Origin of the sequence: Streptomyces sp. SirexAA-E, assembly GCF_000177195.2 — a bacterium.
Classification (GTDB): domain Bacteria; phylum Actinomycetota; class Actinomycetes; order Streptomycetales; family Streptomycetaceae; genus Streptomyces; species Streptomyces flavovirens.
In genome coordinates this window covers 2,330,225-2,355,739 of the sequence record NC_015953.1, presented here as the reverse complement: position 1 = coordinate 2,355,739, position 25,515 = coordinate 2,330,225, and the positions used below count along the sequence as shown (strand labels likewise).

The following is a 25,515-nucleotide window of genomic DNA, read 5'->3' as shown; positions in this document are numbered from 1 at the left end:
CGCAGGTGGGTGCGAATCGTGCATCGCTTTTCGCGCCTCGCGCCCCGGGTGTTGTGCACTCGTTATGCCTGCGCCCCACTCGTCCGCTCTGTCCCCCCGGGGCGGATCCGCCGCGCAGAGAGGGCTATACGCTTCAAAAAGGCGCCAAAATTGGGCATTCTTCACATGTGGTAACCATGGATGTACGGCCCCAGCTCATCGACGCACTTTCCGCCCTGCGCGACCGTGTCGCTGCCGTGCGTCTCCCCCTCCCGCTCCCCGGCGCCGAACGGGCCAGGCAGACGCGGGCCGAACTGCTCGCCCAGCTCGACGACTACCTCGTACCGCGGCTCAGGGACCCCGAGGCTCCGCTGCTCGCGGTGATCGGCGGGTCGACCGGGGCGGGGAAGTCGACCCTCGTCAACTCCCTGGTGGGGTGCCGGGTCAGCGAGGCCGGCGTCCTGCGCCCGACCACCCGGACCCCGGTGCTGGTCTGCCACCCGGACGACCACCACTGGTTCGCCGGGGTGCGGGTGCTGCCGCAGCTGACCCGGGTCTGGCTGCCCCCGGGGCAGGTCCCCGACCCGGACGGGCTGGACCACCTCGGGGTGGACAGGGACCAGGACGGCACCGTCCTCCGGGTCGAGACCGCGGCGACGCTGCCCCGGGGGCTCGCGCTCCTGGACGCCCCGGACATCGACTCGCTCGTCGTACGCAACCGGGTGCTGGCCGCCGAACTCATCTGCGCCGCCGACGTATGGGTCATGGTCACCACCGCCTCCCGGTACGCGGACGCGGTCCCGTGGCACATGCTGCGGACCGCCAAGGAGTACGACGCCTGCCTCGTCACCGTCCTGGACCGGGTGCCGCACCAGCTGATCGGTGAGGTATCCCGGCAGTACGCGGCGCTGCTCACCCGCGCCGGGCTGGGCGATGTGCCGCGTTTCACCATCCCGGAGCTCCCGGAGTCCGCCGGCGGCGGCCGGGGCCTGCTGCCCACCAACGCCGTCGCACCCCTGCGCGCCTGGCTCACCCACCGGGTGCAGGACCCGGCTGCCCGTCAGCAGGCGGTGGAGAGGACGGCGTCCGGGGTCATCGACTCGCTCGACACGAGGATGCCCGAACTGGCCGGAGCGGTCTCGGCGCAGTACGCGGCGGCCGTACGGCTCACCGGGGTCGTCGAGGAGGCGTACGGCAAGGAGTCGGAGCGGGTGGCTCGGCGGCTGGCGAACGGTGCCGTGCTCGCCGGGGCCGCCCGCACCCGGTGGCGTGGCTACCCGCTCTACAGCACCGCCCCCGAACTGCTGGACTCCCTCGTGGAGAGCCTGGTGGCCCTCCTCCAGTGCGCGGTGGCCGCCGCCGACGAGAAGGTCCGCTGGACGTGGCAGCGCGACCCCGCCGCCGGGAACTTCCGGTTCGAGGACGTCGGCCGGGAGGCCGGGGGGTGGGGGCCTGCCGAGGACATCCAGGGGCGCATCGCCGTGGCCGTACGGCGGTGGCGGCGGGTCCTGGAGGAACTGGCCGAGGAGGAGGCCCGGCTGCTGGAACGCAACGCCGCGCCCGACGCCGAGACGGTGGCCGCGCTGCTGGCCGCCGCACTGCTCGGCGGACGCCGTGCGCGGGGCGCCGGGGAACAGCTCGCCGAACGGATCGGCGCCCAGGGCGCGCTGCGCCTGCGCGACAAGGGCGGGGCGCTGCTCACCGACTGCCTGGACCAGGCCCTGCACGGTGAACGCGACCGCCGCCTCGCCCCGTTGGACGCCCTGGAAGTCGCCCCGGAACCGCAGGCGGAACTGATCGCCGCACTGTCCGTACTGCAGAGGGAGAGGAGCCGGCGATGACCGCCGTCACCGATCAGGACCAGGACCAGGACCGGGGCCGGGAGCACGGCCGAGGGCAGGACGACGGGGAGAAGGCCCGGGAAGCCGCCGAACGGCACTGGGACGACGGGCTCATCGCCCGCCGCGCCGCCGAGGTCGTACGCGAGGACGCCGCCGGGATGCCGCCGCCGGTCCAGGACGTACGCCCGCAGGTGGAGGCGTACGGGCTGCAGACCGGCCCCCTGCGGCCCAGGCTCGACGCGCTGCGGGAACTGGTCGGACTGTCCCGCGCCCGCCTCGACGGGGAGACGCTCGCCGAGGCGGGGCGGGTGCTGGACGAGGCATCGGCCCGGCAGCGGCTCTCGTCCCGGCACACGGTCGTCGCCATCGCCGGGGCCACCGGCAGCGGCAAGTCGACCCTGTTCAACGCCCTCGCCTGCTCGCAGATCTCCGACACGGGACTGCGTCGGCCGACCACCTCCGCGCCGATCGCCTGCAGTTGGACCGACGGGGCCGCCGGACTGCTGGACCGGCTGGCCATCCCCGGCCGGCTGCGGCGCCGCCCGGTGCTCGGCGGTACGCAGGCCGACGACCCGCTGCAGGGGCTGGTGCTGGTGGACCTGCCCGACCACGACTCGGCGGCGACCGGGCACCGGGACGAGGTGGACCGGGTGCTCGCGCTGGTCGACGCGGTGATCTGGGTCGTCGACCCGGAGAAGTACGCCGACGCGGCCCTGCACGAGCGCTACCTGCGGCCGCTCGCCGGGCACGCGGAGGTCACCTTCGTCGTCCTCAACCAGATCGACCGGCTCCCCGGAGAGGCCGCGGACCTCGTCCTGGACGATCTGCGCAGGCTGCTCGACGAGGACGGCATGGCGGTGGGGGAGCACGGCGACCCCGGCGCCACCGTCCTGCCCCTGTCGGCACTCACCGGCCAGGGCGTCGGCGACCTGCGGGAGCTGCTCGGCCGGTTCGTCCAGGACCGTACGGCGGCGGCGCGGCGGCTCTCCGCCGACGTGGACGCGGCGGCCGCGCGGCTGCGGCCCGTGTACGTCGCCGAGGGGCGGCCCGGACTCGGCGAACGGACCCGTGACGCGTTCACCGACCGGCTGGCGGAGGCCGTGGGCGCGGCGGCCGCCGGGGAGGCCGCGGAACGCGAGTGGCGCAGGAACGCCGGGCGGGCCTGCGGGACCCCGTGGCTGCGGCTGTGGCGCTGGTACGAGTCCACCCGGCAGCTCGGCGGTGGCCTGGACCTGATGGCCCAGGCGCTCGCACCGCCCGAGGAGGAGCTCACCGCCCGGCAGCGGGTGGAGCAGGCGGTGCGCAAGCTGGCGGACGACGCCGTGGTGGGGCTGCCGGCGCCATGGGCACAGGCGGTGCGCGAGGCCGCGGTGAACGGCGCGAAGGGGCTGCCCGAGGCCCTGGACGAGCTGTCACGCAAAGCCCACGCGGGCGACGGGGGCGGAGGCGGGAAGGCCAGGAGGAAGGGGAAGGGCAACGGCGGCGGCGAGGGAGCCGCTGCCGACGGGGACGACGTGCGGCCGGGGTCCGGGGCCGCGTCGCGGGAGCCGGACGAGTCGGTCGGGCCGGTGGCTACGGGGACATCCCGGGGGCCGGTGGCCGCGGGTTCGCGGCCGGCCGTGGCAGGTCGGCACGGAGCAGGGCCGGCGACCGCCTACGGCAGGACCGTCAGGCCCGCCGTGGGAGCCCTCGGCGGCAGGACCGCCAAACCCCCGCGCCCCGCGTGGTGGCCGGCCGCCGTGCTGGCCCAGGCGTCCATGACGCTGATCCAGATCTTCGGCGGCCTGTGGCTGCTCGGCCAGATCGTGGGCGTGCTCGAACCCGGTCTGATCACCCCCGCCCTGCTCATGCTCGCCGGGGTCGTCGGCGGGCCGCTCGTCGAGTGGTCGTGCGCGGCGGCCGCGCGCGGGCCCGCGCGCCGGTACGGGCAGGAGGCCGAACGGCGGCTGCGGGAGGCGGCCGCCGGGTGCGGCAGGGCCAGGGTCCTCGACCCGGTCGCCGCGGAACTGGCGCGCTACCGCGAGGTGCGGGAGCGGTATGTGACGGTGACGGAGTTCTCCACAACCGGCGGGTAGTCCACAGGCCCGAGCGGGATCCGCGCTCCGGGTCCAGCATGGGCACCACGGACGGCACGGAGCCGATGACGGCACCGAGCCGATGTGCGGCTCGGAGCCGTCATCGGTGCGTGGCCCACGACGGGTGAGGTCCGCGGACGGTACGGAGTCCGCGGACCGCGGTCGTCCGGTCGACGAGGACGGGGGACGGGACATGAACGAGACCATGGTGACGCTGGTGGGGAACGCCGCCACGGCGGTGGACTACCGGGAGGCGGCGACGGGCCCCATGGCCCGCTTCCGGATGGCGGTGACGCCCCGCCGGTGGGACCGCGAGAAGCAGGACTGGGTGGACGGCCGTACGAGCTTCTACACCGTCTGGGCCTGGCGGACACTCGCGGCCAACCTCGCCGGATCCGTCTCGGTCGGAGAACCGCTGGTGGTGCACGGCCGGTTGAAGGTGCGCGAGGAGGAGCGGGACGGAGGGTGGAAGACGTCCGTGGACATCGAGGCCGTGGCGGTGGGACACGACCTGACCAGGGGCACGGCGGCCTTCCGTAGAGTGACGAGAGGGGAGCCGTCACTGACCTCTCCGACGCGGCGTCAGAAACCGGCCACGGAAGCCGTGTCGGTGTCCTGAACAAGGGCGGCGCGCCGAGGCGGCCTATAACGATTCCGATTCGGAATGGTTATCTGACGGTAGGACGGGGGACTGTCCTCCGCTTGATCCATACGATTCCTCCAGTACCCATGCGGCACTTGAGTTTGCTGGCGAGGCACCTCCCACACGCGCACCATGTGCGTGCAGGTCTCGCCCGGAGGGGAATTCTGTGTTTTCAGTGTCTTCAGTGTTCGCCCCGTCATCGTCCGAGGCGATGACGGAGCAGTCCATACCCGCCCGGAGCGGAGGTAACCGACACGGCCAGGAGCCGGGCCGGGCCGGACGGGGCCGTGGCCTCGCCCGGGTGGCGGCCGCCCTGTTCGCCTCGGGTCTGGTCGCCGCGGGCACGCTCGCCGGCGCCACCGCCGCGACGGCGGACGAGGCCACCCAGCACCAGGGTGGTGCGGTCGCCGTACTGGACGGTCTGAAGACCTACGGCACCGCCGAGCTCAACACCGGCAAGGGCAAGAAGCCCCAGGAGCTGCCCGCCGGCCTGTTCGAGATGAAGGTCGACGGCGGCGGCACGATCCAGACGTACTGCATCGACTTCCACACGCCCACCAAGGACGGCGCGAAGTACCTGGAGACCCCCTGGGACCAGTCCTCGCTCGGTGCCAACGAGGACGCCGGCAAGGTGCGCTGGATCCTGCAGCACTCCTACCCGCAGGTCAACGACTTCGCGGCGCTCGCGGAGAAGGCCGGAACCGGCCCGCTCGACGAGAAGACCGCCGCCGCCGGCACCCAGGTCGCCATCTGGCGCTTCTCGGACAAGGCCGACGTGACGGCCAAGGACCCGAACGCCGAGAAGCTCGCCGACTGGCTGGAGAAGAACGCCGAGAACGTCGCGGAGCCCAAGGCGTCCGTGGGCCTGTCTCCGGCCGCGGTCTCCGGCAAGGCCGGTGAGCAGCTGGGTCCGATCACCGTCCACACCGACGCCGGCCAGGTCTCGGTGGCGCCGCCCGCCGACGCCGCCGCCAGCGGGGTCCAGGTCACCGACAAGGCCGGCAAGCCCGTCACCGAGGCCGCCGACGGCACCGACCTCTACTTCTCCGTCCCCGAGGACGCCACCGACGGCTCCGCCTCGCTCTCCGTCCAGGCCTCGACCTCCGTGCCGGTGGGCCGGGTCTTCGCCGGCCTGATCAAGAGCCAGACGATGATCCTCGCCGGCTCCAGCGAGTCCACCGTCTCCGCGACGGCCACGGCCACCTGGGCCGAGAAGGGTGCCGTTCCCGCGGTGACCGCGGAGAAGAACTGCGCCAAGGGCGGCGTGGACATCACCGCGAGCAACACGGGTGACGAGGCGTTCACCTTCGAGCTGGCCGGTACCGAGCACACCATCCCGGCCGGTGAGACCCGCACGGTGACCATCCCGGTCGGCGAGGACGAGGCCTACGACTTCACGATCACCGGCCCCGGTGGCTTCGAGAAGAACTTCAAGGGCGTCCTGGACTGCGAGACCGCCGGTACCCCGGCGCCGGGTGACAACGGCGGCACCGACACCCAGACCGGTGCCAGCCCGTCGCCCGCCACCACCACCGGTGGCAGCTCCGCCGGCGGCTCCACGGGTGGCGGCGACCTCGCCGCGACCGGTGGCTCCAGCGCCACCCCGATCATCGCGGGCGTCGCGATCGTCCTCGTCGTCGTCGGCGGCGGCGCGGTCTTCCTGCTCCGCCGGAAGAAGCCGCAGACCAGCGCCGAGTGAATTGAGCCAGTGACCGCCGTCGCCTCGTGAGAGCGCGCCGGTGAGGGGCCCGGTACGGACACCCGTACCGGGCCCTGTCGCGTTCCGGGACGCGGCGGAGCACGGCTGGATCAGGCCTGTGGAGGCGGGTGATCGCGTACCGGAGGCCGGACGGGTTTCCGTCCGGGCGCGGACGTCAGGCAAGATGGGTGTATCTGCCCACACCTCTATTGCTGCCGGACGGTTTCTCTTGGCTGAGTACATCTACACCATGCGCAAGACGCGCAAAGCGCACGGCGACAAGGTGATTCTCGATGACGTCAATCTGAACTTCCTGCCCGGCGCGAAGATCGGTGTCGTGGGGCCCAACGGCGCCGGCAAGTCCACGGTGCTGAAGATCATGGCGGGCCTGGAGCAGCCGTCCAACGGCGACGCGTTCATCTCGCCCGGCTTCAGCGTCGGCATCCTCATGCAGGAGCCGGAGCTCGACGAGAACAAGACGGTGCTGGAGAACGTCCAGGACGGCGCCGCCGAGACCATGGGCAAGCTCAAGCGCTTCAACGAGGTCGCCGAGCTCATGGCGACCGACTACTCCGACGCGCTCATGGACGAGATGGGCAAGCTCCAGGAGGACCTGGACCACGCCAACGCGTGGGACCTGGACGCCCAGCTGGAGCAGGCCATGGACGCCCTGGGCTGCCCGCCCGGCGACTGGCCCGTGACCACCCTCTCCGGTGGCGAGAAGCGCCGTGTGGCGCTCTGCAAGCTGCTGATCGAGGCCCCGGACCTGCTCCTCCTCGACGAGCCCACCAACCACCTCGACGCCGAGTCGGTGAACTGGCTGGAGCAGCACCTCTCCAAGTACGCCGGCGCCGTCGTCGCCGTGACGCACGACCGGTACTTCCTGAACAACGTCGCCGAGTGGATCCTCGAGCTCGACCGCGGCCGCGCCCTGCCCTACGAGGGCAACTACTCGACCTACCTCGACAAGAAGGCCACCCGCCTCAAGGTCGAGGGCCGCAAGGACGAGAAGCGCGCCAAGCGGCTCAAGGAAGAGCTCGAGTGGGTCCGCTCCAACGCCAAGGGCCGGCAGACCAAGTCCAAGGCCCGTCTCGCCCGTTACGAGGAGATGGCGGCCGAGGCGGACAAGATGCGGAAGCTGGACTTCGAGGAGATCCAGATCCCGCCGGGCCCGCGGCTCGGTTCCATCGTCGTCGAGGTCGAGCACCTGTCCAAGGCCTTCGGCGACAAGGTCCTCATCGACGACCTGTCGTTCACGCTGCCGCGCAACGGCATCGTCGGCGTCATCGGCCCGAACGGCGCGGGCAAGACCACGCTGTTCAAGATGATCCAGGGCCTGGAGACGCCGGACTCGGGTTCGATCAAGGTCGGCGACACCGTCAAGATCTCCTACGTCGACCAGTCCCGCGCCAACATCGACCCGAAGAAGACCCTCTGGGCCGTCGTGTCGGACGAGCTGGACTACATCAACGTCGGCCAGGTCGAGATGCCCTCGCGGGCGTACGTCTCCGCGTTCGGGTTCAAGGGCCCGGACCAGCAGAAGCCGGCCGGTGTCCTCTCCGGTGGTGAGCGCAACCGCCTCAACCTGGCGCTGACGCTCAAGGAGGGCGGCAACCTGCTGCTCCTCGACGAACCCACCAACGACCTCGACGTCGAGACCCTGTCCTCGCTGGAGAACGCGCTGCTCGAGTTCCCGGGCGCCGCGGTGGTCATCTCCCACGACCGCTGGTTCCTGGACCGGGTCGCCACGCACATCCTGGCGTACGAGGGCGACTCCTCCTGGTACTGGTTCGAGGGCAACTTCGAGTCGTACGAGAAGAACAAGGTGGAGCGTCTCGGGGCGGACGCGGCCCGGCCGCACCGCGCCACGTACAAGAAGCTCACGCGAGGCTGATCGTGGCCCGTCATATCTACAGCTGCCCGCTGCGCTGGTCGGACATGGATGCCTTCGGCCACGTGAACAACGTGGTCTTCCTCCGCTACCTGGAGGAGGCGCGCATCGACTTCATGTTCCGGCTGGCGCCGGGGGACGGCTCGCCGTCCTTCGCGGGCGGGTCCGTCGTGGCCCGGCACGAGATCGACTACGTGCGCCCGCTGGTGCACCGGCACGCGCCGGTGACCATCGAGTCCTGGGTCACGAAGATCGGTGCCGCGTCGCTGACGATCGCCTACGAGATCAAGGACCCCGAGCAGGTCTACGTACGGGCCTCGACGATCGTCGTGCCCTACGACCTGGCGGCCGAGCGACCCCGGCGGATCACCGCCGAGGAGAAGCTCTTCCTCCAGGAGTACCTGGATCAGGAGCCCGCTGTCGCATGACGGTGCCCGTACGGTCGCTGGGGTTCGCCGACGCGAGGGAGGCGGCCGACCTCGCCGCCTTCCTCGGCCGGCTGCTCCACTACGACCGGGCCGCCGCCGTCCGCCTCCAGGCAGGCGGCGGCGCGCTCGCCGTGTTCGGCAGGCCGCCGTCGTTCGAGGTCCTCGCGATCCGCACGGCCCGGCTCGCCGGCAGCCACACCTTCGACGTCACGGTCTCGGCCGGTGAACTCCTCGAGGCGCTGGACCCGCAGGGCGCGGACGGACCGGCGGCCGATCTGCCCGGTCCCGTCACCGGCCCGCCGTGGACCGGGGTGCTGCCGCCCCGCAGCGGCTGGCGGCCCCGCCCCGGACTGCCGTCACCGGCGGAGCTGGGCACCGTGCTCGCCGACGCCGTCGCCGAATTCCGGGCCCGCGACACGGCCCTGCCCGAGGAACGGCGTACCCGCGCGGAGCGGGAGCTGATGGGCCAGGACATCTGGTCGAGGACGCTCGGTGACACCGGGCTCCCGCTGCGCGCCGTGCACGCCGCCCAGTCCCTGGGCTTCCTGCGTCCGGCGCCCGACTTCCCCGTCGCCCTGCTCACAGCCGGGTCGTGGATGCGGCTGCGGACCCCGTTCGGTTCGGTGGCACTCAGGGGCGCGGGTGGCGGACTCGGCACCCTCGCGGTGACCGTCCAGAGGGCCTGACCCCGGGCTTCCCGGGCCGCCCCGTCCTCCCGGGACTTCCCGCGCGTCTACTCCCGGCCCTCCGGCCGCTCCTCACGCGTGTCCCGCTTTCCGGCCGCGTCCGGCCACACCCCGATGTGGTCCGGCTCCAGCTCCAGCATCACCCGGTGCTCCATGCCCAGTGCCTCGGTGTAGTCGGCCGGCAGTTGCAGCCGGCCCGCCCGGTCGAGCATCGCGTACTCCCGGGCCACCTGGGACTCCTGGCCCGTCGTCGCGTCCACCTCGGTGTGCCGCAGCACCTCGGAGGAGGTCCGGCCGTCGCGGATCGCGACCGTACGGCGCACCTCGCTCGCCACCGCCTGGTCATGGGTCACGATCACGATCGTGGTGCCCAGCTCCTCGTTCGCCCGGCGGAACGCGGCGAAGACCTGCTCGCCGGTGGCCGAGTCCAGCTCACCGGTCGGTTCGTCCGCCAGCAGCACCGACGGGTTGTTGGCGAGCGCCACCGCGATCGCGACCCGCTGCTGCTGACCGCCGGACATCTGTGCCGGGCGGCGGTCCCGGCAGTCCTCGACCTCCAGCATCCGCAGCAACGACTCGGCCCGCTCGGCCCGTGCCCGGCCGTGTCCCCTGCCACGCAACTGCATCGGCAACGTGACGTTCTGAATGCCCGTCAGGTACGAGAGCAGGTTGCGGGCGGTCTGCTGCCAGACGAAGCCGACCACATCACGGCGGTAGCCCAGCCGCTCCTTCGGTCCCATCGCCAGCAGATCGCGGCCCGCCACCTTCGCCGACCCGGCCGTGGGCACGTCGAGCCCCGCCAGGATGTTCATCAGGGTGGACTTGCCGCTGCCCGAGGCCCCGACCAGCGCCATCAACTCGCCCTCGGTCACGAGTAGATCGAGGCCCTGGAGCGCCTGCACCTCCACCCCGTCGGCGGAGAAGACGCGCACCAGCCGGTCGCAGGCGATCAAGGCGTCATGGCCGTACGACGGCCGGTCGCGGCGTGCGGCGGCCCGCCGTTCGAGTTCCGCCAGGGTGGTCTCTGTCGGCGACGTCATCGGGTGTCTCCTGCCCTGAGTTCCTTGATCGATCCGCTACGGCCCGCCCACCAGGCCTGGACGCCGGCCACGGCGGCGGCGAGGAGGACCACGCCGAGCGCCGGAAGGACCAGCGACACGGCGTCGGCCCGCAGCGCGGCGAAGTGCGAGGCGCCGCCACCCCCGCCGGCCAGCGCCAGCGCGGCCAGGTCGATCCCCGGCGCCAGCAGGGCGATGGTCGCCCAGCCGACGACGAGGCCGCCCACCGCCGCCAACAGCGCCTGCGGCAGAGCCTCGTACGCGAGCAGCCGGCGGCCCTGCCGGGTGGTGAGCCCCATGGTGCGCAGCCGGGCCAGCAGCGTGGTGCGCTCCGGTGCGGTCTGGAGCAGGGAGAGGAGCACCGCCAGCAGCGCGTACCCGGCGCCCGCCGCGACCGCCGCCGCGTAGATCTGCCCGGCGCCCGACTGGAGCGGGCTGTCCACGAACCTCTCGCGCTCCTGCGACCGCAGCCGCACCGCGAACCCCGGGCCCGCCTCCCCGACCGCGGCCCGCAGCGCCTTGGCGTCCGGCGCACCGGTGACCAGCAGCGTCGTGGGGGAGGGCTCGGGAAGAGCGGCCCGGTCCACGACCAGGAAGTCGTCCGCGTCCACCGCAGACGTGCGCGAGCGGACGGCGACGACCCGCACCTGGACGTCCGCGCCCCCCGCGCGCACCGTGTGCGGCCCGTCGCCGAGCCGCTCGGCCACCGACGGTGAGGCGATCGCGGGCAGCACCGCGCCCTTCCCCGGCGCCGCCTCCAGCAGGCCGGCGGAGAAGGCGGGCAGCCCGCTCTCCCGGGCCAGCCGGGCGTACGGCCCCGGTTCGACCCCCAGCAGCACCGCACGCCCGGTGTCCGTCGACGTCCCGCCGTCCGGGCTCGGCGCGACCCCGTACTCGATGCGCACGGGCAGCACCTCGCGCACCCCGTCCACCGCCCGGACCCGGCGCACGAAGCCGTCCGTGACCGGGGTCGGGGAGCCCTCGCCGCTGATCCGGGCGTCCGCGCCCACCGCCCGCAACGCCGCGTCGTCACGGGCGCCGGCGACCCCGGCGAGCACGGAACCGCCGAACGCCGCCGTGGTCAGCGCCACCAGCAGGGCGAGCAGCGGCAGCGTGCCGCTCGCCGACGACCGGCCGGCGCGGGCCAGCGAGAGGAAGCCGACCGCCCCGCGCAGCCGTGCCACGGACCTGGAGGCGAGCCGTAGCGGCAGCGGATAGAGCCGGACCAGGACGAGCGCGGCGATCAGCCCCACCAGGACCGGCGCCGCACTGATCAGCGGATCGCCGCCGGAGCCCCCCGTCCCGCGTCGGCGCAGCGCGGCGACCGCGCCCACCGCCAGGACGAGCAGGGTGAGTTCGACGACCGTGCGCCGCCGGGAGGGCCGGGCACTCACCACGTCGTCGCGGGCACCGTGCAGCAGCGGCCTGCGGTGGCGCAGCGTCGTGCGGAGCGGCAGCACCAGGCAGACCAGGGCCGCCACCGCACCGGCCCCGAGGGCCGCCGGCCCCCACCGGGCCTCGCCGATCAGCAGGACCGCCAGCAGCAGACCCAGTGCCGCCGCCGGCAGCACGGCCACCGCCGTCTCGGCGAGCAGCCGGCCGCCGATGCCGGCCAGCGAGCCTCCCCGGGAGCGCAGCAGGGCCAGTTCACCGTGGCGGCGGGCGCCGATCAGCCCGCCCGTCATCAGCAGGACCACGGCGGCCACGGCGCCGATGCCCACCGCCGCGACCGTGACGACGGGGCTGATCGCGGTACGGACCGAGGTGTACGTGTCGAGCACGGCGTCCAGTCCCGTGGACAGCGTGGTGGTCGGACCCACCAGGCCGCGCAGCTTCAGCAGATCGGGGCCGCTCTTCAGCGAGGTGACGGACGTCCGCAGGGCGGGCACGTCGGCCGAGGTGAGACCCGAGGCGTCCGGCGTGAGACGCCAGTAGAGCTCCGGCTCACCCGTGGTGGCCAGCAGCGCGGGCCCGGAGTCCGGGGCGAGCAGCAGCGTGGCCGCCCAGTAGAAGACCGGCATCTTGGACCCCGTGTCCGGGACCAGGGCGGGGGAGCGGTACAGCGGGTCGACCGACCAGTAGCCGCTCTCCGGGAGCAGCGGGGTGACGACGCCCGTGACGCGGACGGTCAGCGGCTCCCCGCTCTGGGTGGGCACCGCGAGGGTGGAGCCCGGCTTCATGCCCAGCTTCCGCGCCGTCTCCTGGGTGACGGCCGCCTCCACCTCACGGCTGTCGATGCCCACCGCGCCGTGCGTCACGGGCCAGCGGCCCGCCGTCAGCTCGCTGTGCTCGTCCAGTGCCGACGGGACGGCGTAACGGAACTGCGGCGGCAGCCCGTTGGGGCGGGGCAGCCACGGCTCGCGCGCCACCAGGGGCTTCGTGGTGTGCACCCCGAACGACGAGCGCGGCACATCGGCCCGCACGGGATCGGGCAGCACCTCCACCAGGGCGCGGTAGCCCCGCGACAGCCACTCCTCGCGCAGCGCCTCCTCACGCCTGGGGACCGGCTCGGCCAGCGAGGGCGCCGGCGTCGACACCTCCAGCACGCTCCGGGCGGGCGAGGCGGTACCGATGTCGTGCCGCAGCGCCTTCGTCTCGTACGCGTCCACGGCACGCGGGTACGCGGCGGCGAGGAAGGCCGTCAGGAACACCAGGAGCGCGAGGGCGGCCGACACACCGGGCGCGGTACGCAGCCGGGTCCGCACCCACGGGGCGCAGGCGGCCGGAATCTTGGCGGCGTTCATGTCAGTTGTCCCCCTGGTGGCGCAGCGATACCGCGGGATCGGACCGGCGCAGCGTGAGCGCGGCCACGATCAGCAGCGGCAGCAGGGCGACCCCCGCCAGCAGCACGGCGACCTGTCCGGCCGGCAGCATCACCAGCACGTCCGGAACCGGCCTGGCGGCCTGCCCGGTCAGCACGACGAGCGGCACGACGGCCCGGGTCAGCACCGCGCCCAGGGCCAGCCCGATCAGCACCGCCAGGCTGATCAGCACCCCCTGCTCGGCGGCGGTCATACGGGCCAGCCCCCGCCGTGAGGCGCCCAGCGCCCGCAACACCGCGAACTCGCCGGAGCGTTCGCGCTGCGAGCCCGCGAGGCCGACGGCGAAACCCACCGCCGCGAGGGCGGCGGCGACCACGGCCACGGCCAGCAGCGCGGACTGCGGACCGGCCCCCAGCGGATCGTCCGCCAGCTCCCGCGCCGTCTCGTCCCGCACCAGGACCTGGGCCGGATCGATGCCCGGCCGCTCCCGCAGCTGTGCCGCCACCCGGGGGCCGTCGCCCGGCGCGGTGCTCAGCCACCACTCGGTGGGCGGCAGCGAGGCCCCGGGCCGATGGGCCAGCACCTCGGACACCGCCCGCAGATCCAGCAGCAGACTCCCGCCGGACTTCACGGCCGCCCCCGCCACCGCCTCGGCCCCGCCGGCCGGGCCGGTCGTGGGCAACTGCCGTACCGCCTTCACCAGCGTCACCCGGACCGTGTTGCCGGCCAGTGTCAGGTCGACCTGCTGCCCCGGCTCCGCCCCGGCGTACGCCAGGTACGCGTCGGTGGCCACCGCCTTCAGCGCCGGGGCGGCCGGGCGCACCGCGGCGATCCTGAGGGTGTCCGTCTCCTCGGCCCCGTAGCCGTCCGACGGGGCGGAGCCGGTGGTCTGGCGGAAGGCGGGCGCCCCGGAACCGGACACCTCCTCCGGCGCCGTACCGGCCCTCTCCTCGTTCCCCGAGGAGAGGGACGTCGCGGCCCGCCAGCGCACCGTGTCCGAGGCCGGCACGGGCCGCTCGCCGTCGGCGGTGAGCGCCCGGAGACCCGTCACCGAGACCAGCCGCGTCTCCGCCCGGCCGGGGGCCGGGCTGTCCAGCTCGAAACCGGTGACCGCGGGCCCGCCGTCCGCCGACACGGGCACGGACACCGTATGGGGCCGGCCGTCCACCGGGACCTTGCCCGCGGCCACCCGGTGCGCCGTGCCGTAACGGTCCTCCAGCAGGACGGTCAGCACCGGCGCCGCCCCGGACGGCGACCGGCCCCCGGCGGCCGAGGTGTCGCGCAGCCGCAGGTCGACCAGGAGCCGGGTGCTCTTCCGGGGCAGCACCACCCCGGTACGCGCGGCCTTGGGCGGTGCGATCGCCTCGAACAGCTTCTCGGGGGACGACCCGGAGAGGTCCTCGCGCATCAGCATGTGCTCACCGGCGTGCGCCGTGTCCAGGGCCAGCACCTCGGCCGTGCGCCCGCCGGACAGCTCGACACCGGTACGGAACGCCGGAGCCGCGTCGCGTACGCCCGGCACGTCGGCGTACTGCGCCCCGTCGTCGCCGACGCCGGCCACCACCCGCACCGAGGCACCCGACCGGAAGTCGGCCTGGTCGCTCTGCGAACGGTCCCAGGAGGCGGCCTGACCGATCGCCAGCATGCCCGTCGCCACCGCCAGCACCAGCAGCAGCACCGGCCCCGCGCCCCGCAGCGGACGCCGGCTGAACTGCCAGCCGGCCAGCGCCGCCGACAGCCCCCGGCCGGCCGCCGCACGGCGCTCCGCCAGCCGGGCCGCGGGCGGCAGCAGCCGCAGGGTCAGCACCGTGCCCGCCAGCAGGGCCAGCGCGGGCGCGGCCACCAGCAGCGGATCGATGCCGAGTTCGCCGTGCCGGTCCCCGCTGAGCGCGCCCCCGCCTGACCCACCTGTCTGCCGGTCCAGCTGCCAGTACGCCACCCCGGCGATCACCAGCAGCGCGACATCCGCGCCCGCGCGCACCGGCGCGGGCAGCGCCGAGGACCGTGCGCCCGCGCGTCCACCGGCGCTCGCGGCCAGGGCGGGCGCCACGACGGCCAGGGCGCACGCCAGCGCGACGGCCGCGGCCACGAGCCACACCGTGCCGTCCGCACCCCCGTCGAGCCGCAGCCCGATCCGGGTGAGCCCGCTGCGCTCCGCGAGCAGCCCGGTCAACGGCCCGGCGAGCAGCGGGGCCACCACGGCGGCGGGCACCGCGAGCAGCAGCGCCTCCACGGCCGCCAGCGAGGCGATCCGGCCCCGCGAACCGCCCCGGGCCCGCAGCAGCTCCGTCTCGCCGCCGCGCTCACTGCTCAGCAGCCGGGCCACGAGCAGCAGCGCGTATCCGGCGAGCAGGACCAGCTGGACGGCGACGATCATGATCGTCGAACGGGACACCAGCAGGGCCCGCTCGATCTGGTCGATGACGGTGGGCAGCGAGGTGCGCACCGTGACGCCGTCACCGAGGGACGCCTCCAACGCCCGCGGGACACCGGCCGACGCCTTCCGCAGGTCCCCGGTCCGGTCGGTGGTCAGCGTGCGGAAGTCGGCGGTGGCGAGCCAGGACCGCTCCCCGGAGCTGAGCCGGTCCGAGCCGAACAGCGCGGGGTCGGTGAGCAGCGGGCCGTACGTCGTGAAGTCGAGCGTGCGGGCCCCCCGCCCGGCCAGCGGGTCCAGCTGCCAGTAGGGATCGGCCAGGTCGGCCGCCTCGTACAGGCCGGTGACCTCGATCCGCGGCGAAGCCCCGCCCAGCCGGTCGGTGAGGGCCAGTTCGGCCCCCGGCTCCAGCTTCAGGACCTCGGCCGCGGCGCGGGGCAGCGCCACCTCCACCGGCTCCCCGTCCCGCCCGGCACCCTCGGCCGGCATACGCCCCGAGGTCAGCCGGACCCGGCTGCGGTCGAGCGAGGCGAAGTGGGTCAGATCCGGTTCACCGCGCCGGTCGGCGGGGGTCTGCAGGTCACGCGGCAGGGCGTACGGGCCCGAGCTCTCCAGCGCCCGTACGGTCACCGGCAGCCCGTCGAAGGCCTCACCGGCCGCCCGGCGCACCGCCGCGTCCGCCTCCGCCCGGCGCTCCCGGTCCACCCCGGCGGTCACGAAGAGCGAGGCCGGTTCGGCGGACCGGTGGGTGAGCGTGTGCCGCAGGGCGGCGTCGCCTATGGAACCCGAGAACGCGGTGAGCGCGGCCAGCACACACGTGGTCAGCACCACCGCCGACAGGGCCGCGGCGAGCAGGAGCCGGTGCGCCCTCGCACGCAGAAGGACGAACCCCGTCACCTGATCCCCCGAACCTCAGCAGCCGCACGCCCCCCGGCGTTCCCCGGATGCTTTCATCAGGACGTCCGCCTTGGAAACCGCCTGCGGGCGCGCTTGACGGGATCGTGACCGTTATCCGGTCGTGGAGTGCCGGATTCCGGCGGCCGGGCGCGAGGAACGGGGGTCAGCCGCCGGTGTTGATCATCGAGGCGGCGGCGTACGTGAGGTAGTCCCACAGCTGCCGCTCGTGCCCGGGGGCGAGCTCCAGCTCGTCCAGCGCCACCCGCATGTGGCCGAGCCAGGCGTCGTGCGCGGCCCGGTCCACCTGGAACGGGGCGTGCCGCATCCGCAGCCGGGGGTGCCCCCGGTGGTCGCTGTAGGTGCGCGGGCCGCCCCAGTACTGCATCAGGAACAGGGCGAACCGTTCCTCGGCCGGCCCCAGATCCTCCTCCGGGTACATCGGCCGCAGCAGCGGGTCCTCGGCGACGCCCTGGTAGAAGCGGTGGACCAGGCGCCGGAAGGTCTCCTCGCCGCCGACCTGCTCGTAGAAGGTCTGCTCCTGAAGCGTGTCGCGCGGAATCTCTGTCACCCGTCCATCGTCGCAGACGCACCGGCCGAGTACGGAGGTCGTAGGACCCCGGTGCCCGGCCGGTGCCCGGCGGTTCAGTCGCGGCGGACCGTGATCGTCGTCCAGGCGCCGACGTGGACCTGGTCGCCGTCCTGGAGCGGGACGGGGACATACGGCTGGATCGGGTCCTCGGCGCCGTTGAGCGTGGTGCCGTTGGTGGAGTTCTGGTCGACCACGGCCCAGCTGCCGTCCGGCTGCCGCACCAGCACCGCGTGCTGGTGCGAGACACCCGGATCCTCCGGCGGCACGGCGAGATCGATGTCGGGCGACTCCCCGGTGCTGTGCCGGCGCCGGCCGACGGTGACCTGGTTGCCGGTGAGCTCGACGTGCTGCTCGGGGGAGTACGCGGGCAGGTTGAGCCCCGTGGCCTCCGGGCCGCTGCGCTGCATCATCGCCAGGAAGTAGTCGCGGTCCGGCGCGACGACCGCCGTCCAGCTGCCCGTGCCCTGGCCCTTGCCCGGCCCGGTGCCCTGCTGGTCCGGGGCCTGCTGGTCCGGGCGCTGCTGGTCCGGCCCCTGGCCGGGGAACTGCTGCTGCGGGACCTGCGGCGCCGGGGCGGCCGGAGGCGACTGCGGGCCTGGCTGGAAGCCCTGCGAGGGCTGCTGCTGCGAGGGCGGCGGCAGCATCCAGTCGTCGTCGGCACCGGGACGCGTCGTCTGCGGGCGGGGCGGCGCGGACTGCTGTGCCGACTGCTGCTGGAACGACGGCGGGAACGGCGGCCCCTGGCGCTGCGGCTCGAACGGCGAAGGCGGCCCAGGCTGTCCGGGCTGCCCCTGCTCGCCGGGCCGGCCGTGCTCGCCGGGCCGGCCGTGTTCGCCGGGCCGGCCGTGCGGTGCGGGCGGACCGGAGGACTCCGGGCCCCCGGGACCTCCCGGCCGGTTCTGCGGATCGAAGGGCGACGGCTGACCCGGCTGCCCCTGACGCTCGAACGGGGACGGCGACTGCTGCTGGAAGGCGGGCGGAGGCGGCGGCCCCTGCCGGAACGACGGCGGGGGCGGCGGGCCGCCCTGCTCCGGCGCGAGCGGCTCGGCCGGCCGGTTCATCTGCGAGGGCCGCGAGCCCTGGTACTCGAACGGGTCACGCTGCTGCGGCGACGCCGAGCCCTGCCGCGACGGAGGACCCTGCGGCGACGGCGGACCCTGGGCCGTGAAGCCGGGCGGCAGGTTCAGACCCGGTACCGGGCTCCCGGCGCCGGGCTGCGGCGCCAGCGGGGTGTACGACGTGGCCGTGTTGGTGAGGAAGTTCCAGCGGCACTCCTCGCAGAACGGCGCCATCGCCTCACGCGGGGTGCGGCACTGCGGGCAGAGCTCCGCCTGCGCGGCCGGCTCCCCGGGGCCGGGAGGGCCCTGCGGATAGCCGTAGCCGCGTGCGGGCGGCGGGGGAGGCGGCGGGGGCACGGCACCCGAGGGCGCGCCCGCCTGGGCCATGCGGTGTCCGCAGACCTCGCACCAGTCCTCGGAACCCGACTGGTGTCCGTTCGGGCAGGTCGGCATGTCGGCGCTTCCCCCTCTCCTTCTCCGGCCCGCAGGCCGTCATGCTCTGTCGACTGTGTCGCTGTTCGGCGTCACTTCTTGACGCGAACGGTCTTGGTCGAGCGCGTTTCGAGCGTCATCTCGTCCGCTTCCGCCACTCTCGCTTTCAGTCGCACAGTACCGGTCGCCGCGTCGACGACGTCCACCACCTTCGAAAGCAGTTTCGCGGTATCGGCGTTCCCGGAGGCCGACGCGAGCTGCACGGCACGGCCCAGTTTGGCGGTCGCGCCGTCCAGGTCGCCGGATTTACGCGCTTCCAGCCCTTGTTGGATGACGTGTGCCAGTTCCGCCTGACCTGTGTAGTGGGCGACCTGCGGGTTGATCGACGTGGACGCGGCCATGTCATCGGTCCACACCGCCCGGACCAGCCCCTGGGACAGCGTCTGCGGCGGCTCCCCGGCAGCGGCGGCCGGAAGGATCAGCGAGACGCGGGCCGCCAGCATCTCCTGGCCGATCCCGGCCTCCGGAACCCGTACGCAGACGTGGTAGTCCCGGGACTCGTCGCCCCAGGAACCGGTCGGGTAGTCGCCCGCGCGGGGGCCCGCCTCGGTGCGGCGGCCGGTCAGGTCGGCGACCGTGGGGGCGACCTGTTTGACGAAGACGATCTCGACCCCGACGGGCGTCCACAGCCGCAGCGCCACGTCCGCGACCTCCTTGCCCATCGCGTTCTCCATCATCCGCGTGAAGTCCGCGGCGAGGCCCGCCGGATCGGCGACGATGTCCGCCGAGCCGAGCAGGGCCGAGGCGATGGCTGTGACCTCTTTCACCTCCCAGTCGGTCCCGACCCCCCGGGCGTCGCACGTGAACCGGCCCGCGCAGGCGTCCAGGGCGGCCCGCAGATCCTCCGGGGACTCGTGCTCGTTGCGGCCGTCGGTGAGCAGGATGCCGTGCCGGATGCCCGTGTCGGCTGCGCCGAGCAGCCGGTCCGCCAGCCGCAGCCAGGTGCCGATCGCCGTGCCGCCGCCCGCGTTCAGCCGGCGCAAAGCGTCCTTGGCCTGCGCCTTGGTGTGCACGTCGGCGGTCGCGAGCCGGCCGTTGCCCGGATAGACGTCCTTGGCCACATGGGTCCCCGCCACCACGGCGAACAGCGTTCCGTCGCGCAGGGTGTCGATGGCCGCGGCCGTAGCGTCCCGGGCGTTGCGCATCTTCGTCGGCGGGTAGTCCATCGAACCGGAGCAGTCGACCATGAGGACCACGGCGGCCCCCGGCGCCTGCCCGGCGACACGGGCCGGGGACGCGTCGGTCAGCGGGACACCACCGGTGGTGCCGCCGCCCGTCGAGGTGACGGTGACGATCGCGTTGACCTCACGCCCGCCCTCGGGCAGGTACTCGTTCTGGTACACCTCGACCGAGAACTGCGGCACGTTCGACTTCGAGAAGTTGGCCATCTGATCGGCTCCTTGGGGCTCCACACAGGTCAGGTGAAGGCAGGGTCGGAGGACAGGGACAGACGGGGGCGGACACGGACGGCGTCCGGTCGGGAACGGCCCGGGGCGGAGGAGTGAGGGCGGCGGACGGACGAAGACGGTGGCCGGCGTCCGGCTCAGGTGGCCGGGTAGGCCGATCCTGCCCCCCGCGGCGGCACGGCGAACGGCAGCAGGGCCACTGTTACGTTGTCGTGGCCCCCGCCGTCCAGCGCGTGGCCGACCAGCACCTGGGCCCCGTGCAGCGGCCGTTCGTAGGCGTCCGGCGGTAGGGCCGCCGCCATCTCGGCGGCACCCTCCGCGTAGTTCCACAGCCCGTCGGTGCACACCACCACCAGCCCCGCCCGGTCCGGCTTGAAGGACGCGGTGTGCGGCTCCAGTTCGTAGGCGTCGGCGCCCAGCCACCCGGTGATGGCGTGGGCGCGGTCGTCGGCGTACGCCTCCGCCTCGTTCATCAGGCCCGTGGCGACCATCTGCGCGGCCCAGGAGTCGTCCTCCGTGAGCCGGGCGGGCGGATGGGCACGGTCCTGGGGCACCCAGTAGACGCGGCTGTCGCCGACCCAGCCGACGACCAGCAGACCGCCCGCCATGATCGCGCCGACCAGGGTGCAGGCCGGGGCGTTCTGGTGGCGGTGCTGATCGTGCTCCATCGCCTGACCCGGGTCCGGGGCCAGGGCGTCGACCGCCTCGGACGCGGCCAGGATCGCCTCGTGCATCGCCTGCTGCGGATGCGTCCCGCGCGGCAGCGACTCCAGCAGCGCCTCGTTGGCGGCGCCCGCGGCTGCGGCGGACGCCTCGTCGGGACGGCTCGCCGACGAGACGCCGTCGCAGACGATGGCGACGACGGCCGGTGAGCCGTCCGGCAGCGCGGTGCTGGACACCGCGAACGCGTCCTCGTTGCGATGGTGGCGCAGCCCCCGGTCGCTGACCGCCGCGACCGCGCCGAGCTCCTGCTCCATGTGGTCGCGTTCGCGCGGCTGGGCGTGGCCGCAGTTCTCGCAGTAACCGTCGGGGTCCACGTGTCCGGACCGGCAGGCGACGCAGACCTTGCCCCCGGCCGGGGCCGGGGCAGAGGCCGCCGCGTGTTCCGCGGCACGCGGATCGGGGGCCGCCAGCTCGAAGTCGCCGACGCCCTCGGCGTCCGGACCGTCCAGTCGGACCGCCGAAAGCGTCCCGCCGGGCAGGGACCTGCCGCCGGAGTCGGTGCCCGGGAGGTCGCTCGGGCGGTGCGTGGGCGCGGGGAGGTCCGAGCTGTCCCTCTCCGAGGCGGCCGGCCAGCGGACGGACTCCGCCCCGGACGCGGCACCCACGGGCGCGCCCTCACCCGGCGCGGGCGCACCCGTGCCGGGCGTCCCCGCGTGCTGCGCGGGCACCGTGATCGCGACGGTCGGGCGGTCGGCGGGAGGCGCCGGCACGGCCGACAGGTCGTACCCGCACGCCCCGCAGAACCGGTCGCCCGACTCCAGCGGTTCCTCGCAGCTGGGGCACCCCGGCAAGGAGGCCCGCTGGTGGCTCTGTGACATCTTCACACCCAGGTCCGTGGGCGGAGGCGGTTGGCCCGCTCCACCAGTTCGATCCTCTCGTCGCCCCGCTGCGCGAGCCGGGCGAGCATCCGGTACGAGCGTTCGAGGCCCAGTCTCAGGCCCCGCTCGTCCAGATCACTGCCCAGCAGCTTCCCCCGTACCGGGGCCGCGGGGGCGGCCGGGGCCGGCGGTCGGGCCGCGGGACCCCCGGAGAGTACCCAGTCCAGCGCCGTCCCCAGCACCTCGGTCGACAACTGCTCACGGCGCACCGCGTCCAGGCCGTACCCCTGGAGCGCCGCCACCTGGCCCGCGGCGGCCGACAGGTCATCCAGCAGCGGCTCCTCGGGAGACCGCCCGCGCAGCCGGGCCCGCACCGAGGCCACCCGGGCCGCCGTGTAGTGGATCGACGCCTCCGGGACCGACTCCAGCGCTCGGACCGCTCCGGTCCGGTCACCCGCCGCGATCCGCACCCGGGCCAGCCCGAACGCGGCGCTCACGAAGCTCGGATCGGTCGTCCACACCAGCCGGTAGTACTCGGCCGCGTTGTCCAGCTGTCCCAGCACCTCCGCGCAGATGCCGAGCGCCAGCTTCGGCGCGGGCTCACCCGGGAACGCGTCGTACACCGCGTCGAAGGACAGGGCCGCGTTGTGGTGGTCCCCGGTCACCAGGGAGGTGACACCGCGGTACCACACCACCCGCCAGTCGTCCGGGTACTCCGCCTCCACGGCGGTCAACGCGCGCATCGCCGAGTCGAGTTCGCCCATCTCCAGCCGGGCGCGGAGTTCGCGCAGCCGGGTCTCCAGCGAGGCCGCGGGCACCGAGTGCAGCGCCGTGATCAGCTCGGCCGGAGCCGACGCCATCACCCCGGCGAGGAAACCGGCGTTCGGGTCGTTCGCGTCGACCCGGGGGACCGGAAGGGCGAGCGAGGTGGCCCGCGCGTCGAAGGCCGCGAGCCGGGGGCCGCCCCCGGCGGTGCCCGCGACGGCCGGATCCGGGCCGGGCGCCGGGCGCGGGGCCGGTACGACCGCCCGCGTCCCCCCGTGGGCGGGCGCGCCGCCCGGCCCGCCCGTCCCCGAGCCCCGGACGTGGGTGTCGGGCGCGTGCACCGGACCGGCGCCCCGGGAGAGAGGAGCGGGGGCGGCGGCCGTCGCGGAGGGCGGGGCGGTGACCGGGGCCACGGCGGGCGGGCCCCCGGCCGGCACCGCGCGGCCCCGGCGCCGGGCACGGCCCGCCGACGCGGTGCGGACACCGAGCCGGGACACCTCCTCGGTCAGCTCCGCGAACAACCCGGTGTCCGTGACCCGCAGTTCCGTGCCGAAGAGCGTCGACAGGGCGGGGCGCGGGCGGCCCGTCTGCACGGCCACCACCTCCCGCAGCACACCCGTCAGCTGCTCGGCCATCTCGCTCGCCGAGGCGAACCGGCGCGCCGGGTCGGGGTCCGTGGCCCGCACCAGCAGCCGGTAGAACGACTCGTACCGCCGGAACACCTCGATGTTGTCCGGGTCCGGCAGCGAGTCCACGAAGACGTTCGTGTACCCCTGGAAGTCGAAGGTGAGCACCGCGAGCGTCCGCGCGACCGTGTACAGGTCCGAGGCGACGGACGGGCCGGCCTCGGCCACCTCCGGCGCCTGGTAGCCGACGGTGCCGTAGATCGCCGACTCGTCGTCGTCCATCCGCCGCACCGCGCCCATGTCGATGAGCTTGAGCTGGTCCTCGGTCTGGATCGCGTTGTCGACCTTGAAGTCGCAGTACAGCAGATTGCGGCTGTGCAGATGGCCGAGCGCCTCGAGCGCCTCGATGCCGTACGCGCAGGCCTGCTCGACGGGCAGCGGGTCGCGCCTCCCGTCCGGCGTGCGGCGGCCGTTGGCGATCTCCTTGAGCGCCTTGCCGCCGACGTACTCCATCACTATGTAGCCGTCCAGCGACCCGGTCCGCTGGTCCAGGTGCTCCACGAAGTTGTAGATGCGCACGATGTTGGAGTGCTCGATCTCCGCGAGGAAGCGCCGCTCCGAGATCGCCGCCGCCATGGCGTCCTGGTCGCCGGTGTCCAGCAGGCCCTTGAGGACCACCCAGCGGTCCGAGACCGCCCGGTCCACCGCCAGGTACACCCAGCCCAGCCCGCCGTGCGCCAGGCAGCCCGCGACCTCGTACTGCCCGTGCACGACATCACCGCTGTGCAGCTTCGGCACGAAGGAGTAGGGGTGGCCGCACTTGGTGCAGAACCCCTCCGTGCGGCCCGGCCGCTCGCCGCGCGCCCGGCCCACCGGCGCGCCGCAGTCGGAGCGCGAGCAGAACCGCTTCCGCTCGGGAACCTCCGGATTCTCCATCACCGCCGTCCGCGGGTCCGGCCGCGGTACGTCGGGGACGAGCACCAGCCCCGCCCCCAGCCGGTTCCGCCCGGACACCGAACCCGACGCGCTGCCCGAGGAACGCACCGACACCGAGCGGGACGTGGCCGTCCCCGACAGCGAACGGGAGAGCCGGCCGGAGACCGAACGGCGCGACGTCGACGAGCGGGAGGACCTCGACGAGGACCGCGAGGCCGAGCGCTGCGAGGCGCTGTCACCGCCCCGGCCACCCCCCGCGACACCGGTGGGCGGCGAACTCACCATCCCCGTCGGTGAGACGACCGGCGCCAGCCCGCACGTGTCGCAGTACAGCTCACCGCCGCCCATGTCCTCGTAGGAGCCCTCGCACGCGGGGCGCTGGCACTGCGTACTCATGATGTCTCCCCGTCCCCGTACCCGCCCTGACCACCCGGGCGGCGCGGCGTCAGCAGATCGGCGGCGGCCCGCTGGTAGCGCTGGACCGCCTGCTCCGCGACGCGCAGATCGCACGGCGCGCTCCACAGCATCCGGCGGGCCGCGTCGTACCGCTCGATCAGCAGCGGGTCCTCCGCCAGACCGTGCCGGGCCACCTTCGCCTTGTACGCGTCGAGCCTGCCGCGCAGCTCCGCCCGGACCGCGAGCGGCGCCGTGACCGACGTGAGCGACTCCCGGGCGCGCAGCAGCTCGTCCTCGGCCTCCCGCTCCAGCGAGTCCAGCAGCGGCGAGAGACGGTTCCACCGGCCGTGCCTGCGGTGCTCCGACGCCGCGGCCAGCCGCTCCTGCAACGCGGTCGGCGGTCCACTCACCGCGGGCACCTCCGACGCGGCGATCTTCGCGAGCACCTCGCCGCGCGCCGACCGGGCCTCGGCGAGCGTCCGGTCCGCCCGGGAGAGCACGTCACGCAGCCGCACCAGGCGCTGCTCGGCGTCCTGCCGCACCGCCAGCACGGCCTCGATCTCCCGGCGTACGTCCTCCAGGGCGCGGGCGGCCCGGTCGTAGCGGGCGGTGTCGGGCCGGCCTCCGCCAGGCGCGGCACTGCCGGGACCCGGGAGCCAGAAGGCCAGCGGGTCGGAGATCACCTGCATCCGCAGCGTCGTCAGCTCCTGGGTGATCTCCTCCAGGTCGTCCCCGGCCGGGTGCTCCCCGGGGCGCACTCCCACCGACTGCGCCAGCGAGCGGGTGCGGCGCAGCTCGGCCGCGAGCAGGTCTATCCGGGCGGGCAGCGCCGACCACACCGCGTCCGAGGCGACGACCATGTCCAGCGAACGCGCGTACAGGTCGTTCATCCGGGAGACCAGCTCCTCCAGCGTGAACCGCTCGGAGAGCCTGGCCGGACCCGTCAGGGAGGGACCGGAGGCGGCCGCCTGCGCATTGCCCACGGTCACCGCTTCGCCGCGCAGCAGCTCGGTGAGAGCCACCAGGTCGTCCTTGCCGGGATGGCGCCGCCGGGACCTGATCTCACGGGCCGAGGCGAGCGCCCCGGTGTACGCGTCGAAGTACACCCACAGCAGGGTGATCGCCTGTTCGGCGGCGGCCCAGCGCTCCTTGGTGACGCCGGTCAGATCGGCGCCCTCCAGGAGCCGGCGGCCCGCGTGGTCCTGGAGGGCCAGCAGGGAGCTCTCGACGGCCTCGTGCTCGGCGCCGAGCCGGGCCAGCGCGCGGTCCGCCTCGTCCCGGTCCATGACCGGGCCGGTGGGCCTCCCCGCGTAGCCGGGGAAGGATCCCGCCACGCCCATCGATCACCTCTCCGTTCGTTCACCCGGGCCGGG

The 25,515-nt window shown here is 74.2% G+C and carries 16 protein-coding genes; 7 read left to right on the top strand and 9 right to left on the bottom strand.

The genetic code is table 11. The annotated features are described in order from the left end of the window. Positions 1–176: 176 nt before the first annotated feature. The 7 genes from SACTE_RS10405 (at position 177) to SACTE_RS10375 (ending at position 9,242) form a co-directional block, all read left to right on the top strand. Positions 177–1,820: an ATP-binding protein gene (locus SACTE_RS10405; protein WP_014045992.1), complete on the top strand. Its 1,644-nt coding sequence runs from the start codon at positions 177–179 to the stop codon at positions 1,818–1,820. After that, positions 1,817–3,895 carry a YfjP family GTPase gene (locus SACTE_RS10400; RefSeq protein ID WP_014045991.1) on the top strand — a complete coding sequence of 693 codons (2,079 nt, stop codon included), beginning with the start codon at positions 1,817–1,819 and terminating at the stop codon, positions 3,893–3,895. The genes SACTE_RS10405 and SACTE_RS10400 overlap by 4 nt, the downstream gene beginning before the upstream one ends. A gap of 193 nt (positions 3,896–4,088) precedes the next feature. Then, positions 4,089–4,514 (top strand): single-stranded DNA-binding protein, encoded by a 426-nt coding sequence (locus SACTE_RS10395; RefSeq protein WP_014045990.1) that lies wholly within the window; start codon positions 4,089–4,091, stop codon positions 4,512–4,514. Between the two features lie 235 nt (positions 4,515–4,749). Next, positions 4,750–6,237: a Cys-Gln thioester bond-forming surface protein gene (locus SACTE_RS10390; RefSeq protein ID WP_050986400.1), complete on the top strand. Its 1,488-nt coding sequence runs from the start codon at positions 4,750–4,752 to the stop codon at positions 6,235–6,237. A gap of 229 nt (positions 6,238–6,466) precedes the next feature. Continuing rightward, positions 6,467–8,131 carry an energy-dependent translational throttle protein EttA gene (gene ettA, locus SACTE_RS10385; RefSeq protein ID WP_014045988.1) on the top strand — a complete coding sequence of 555 codons (1,665 nt, stop codon included), beginning with the start codon at positions 6,467–6,469 and terminating at the stop codon, positions 8,129–8,131. A 2-nt stretch (positions 8,132–8,133) separates the two neighbouring features. Then, positions 8,134–8,556 carry a thioesterase family protein gene (locus SACTE_RS10380; protein ID WP_014045987.1) on the top strand — a complete coding sequence of 141 codons (423 nt, stop codon included), beginning with the start codon at positions 8,134–8,136 and terminating at the stop codon, positions 8,554–8,556. Continuing rightward, a complete protein-coding gene (locus tag SACTE_RS10375) occupies positions 8,553–9,242 on the top strand; it encodes a hypothetical protein (protein ID WP_014045986.1) in 690 nt (229 codons plus the stop codon). Before SACTE_RS10380 ends, SACTE_RS10375 begins: the two co-directional genes overlap by 4 nt. A gap of 47 nt (positions 9,243–9,289) precedes the next feature. On the opposite strand, the gene SACTE_RS10370 is transcribed toward SACTE_RS10375, so the two are convergent. From SACTE_RS10370 to SACTE_RS10325, 9 genes are all read right to left on the bottom strand, one after another. Then, entirely contained in the window at positions 9,290–10,282 is a 993-nt protein-coding gene (locus tag SACTE_RS10370) for an ABC transporter ATP-binding protein (protein WP_014045985.1), read from the bottom strand. After that, complete coding sequence (locus tag SACTE_RS10365; RefSeq protein WP_014045984.1) at positions 10,279–13,044, bottom strand: FtsX-like permease family protein; 2,766 nt, start codon at positions 13,042–13,044, stop codon at positions 10,279–10,281. Before SACTE_RS10365 ends, SACTE_RS10370 begins: the two co-directional genes overlap by 4 nt. Position 13,045: 1 nt before the next feature. After that, positions 13,046–16,333, bottom strand: coding sequence for an ABC transporter permease (locus SACTE_RS10360; protein ID WP_014045983.1), 3,288 nt, complete (start codon positions 16,331–16,333; stop codon positions 13,046–13,048). Between the two features lie 163 nt (positions 16,334–16,496). Next, positions 16,497–16,901, bottom strand: a complete 405-nt coding sequence (locus SACTE_RS10355) for a globin (RefSeq protein WP_014045982.1) — start codon at positions 16,899–16,901, stop codon at positions 16,497–16,499. A gap of 74 nt (positions 16,902–16,975) precedes the next feature. Continuing rightward, the gene (locus SACTE_RS10350) at positions 16,976–18,433 is read right to left on the bottom strand and encodes an FHA domain-containing protein (RefSeq protein WP_014045981.1); all 1,458 of its coding nucleotides are present in this window, start codon (positions 18,431–18,433) and stop codon (positions 16,976–16,978) included. Positions 18,434–18,504: 71 nt separating this feature from the next. Next, entirely contained in the window at positions 18,505–19,860 is a 1,356-nt protein-coding gene (locus tag SACTE_RS10345; protein WP_014045980.1) for a VWA domain-containing protein, read from the bottom strand. Positions 19,861–20,015: 155 nt separating this feature from the next. Then, positions 20,016–21,419, bottom strand: coding sequence for a PP2C family serine/threonine-protein phosphatase (locus SACTE_RS10340; RefSeq protein WP_014045979.1), 1,404 nt, complete (start codon positions 21,417–21,419; stop codon positions 20,016–20,018). A 2-nt stretch (positions 21,420–21,421) separates the two neighbouring features. Continuing rightward, positions 21,422–24,142, bottom strand: a complete 2,721-nt coding sequence (locus SACTE_RS10335; protein WP_014045978.1) for a serine/threonine-protein kinase — start codon at positions 24,140–24,142, stop codon at positions 21,422–21,424. Next, entirely contained in the window at positions 24,139–25,482 is a 1,344-nt protein-coding gene (locus SACTE_RS10325) for a hypothetical protein (protein WP_014045977.1), read from the bottom strand. Before SACTE_RS10325 ends, SACTE_RS10335 begins: the two co-directional genes overlap by 4 nt. Positions 25,483–25,515 lie beyond the last annotated feature (33 nt).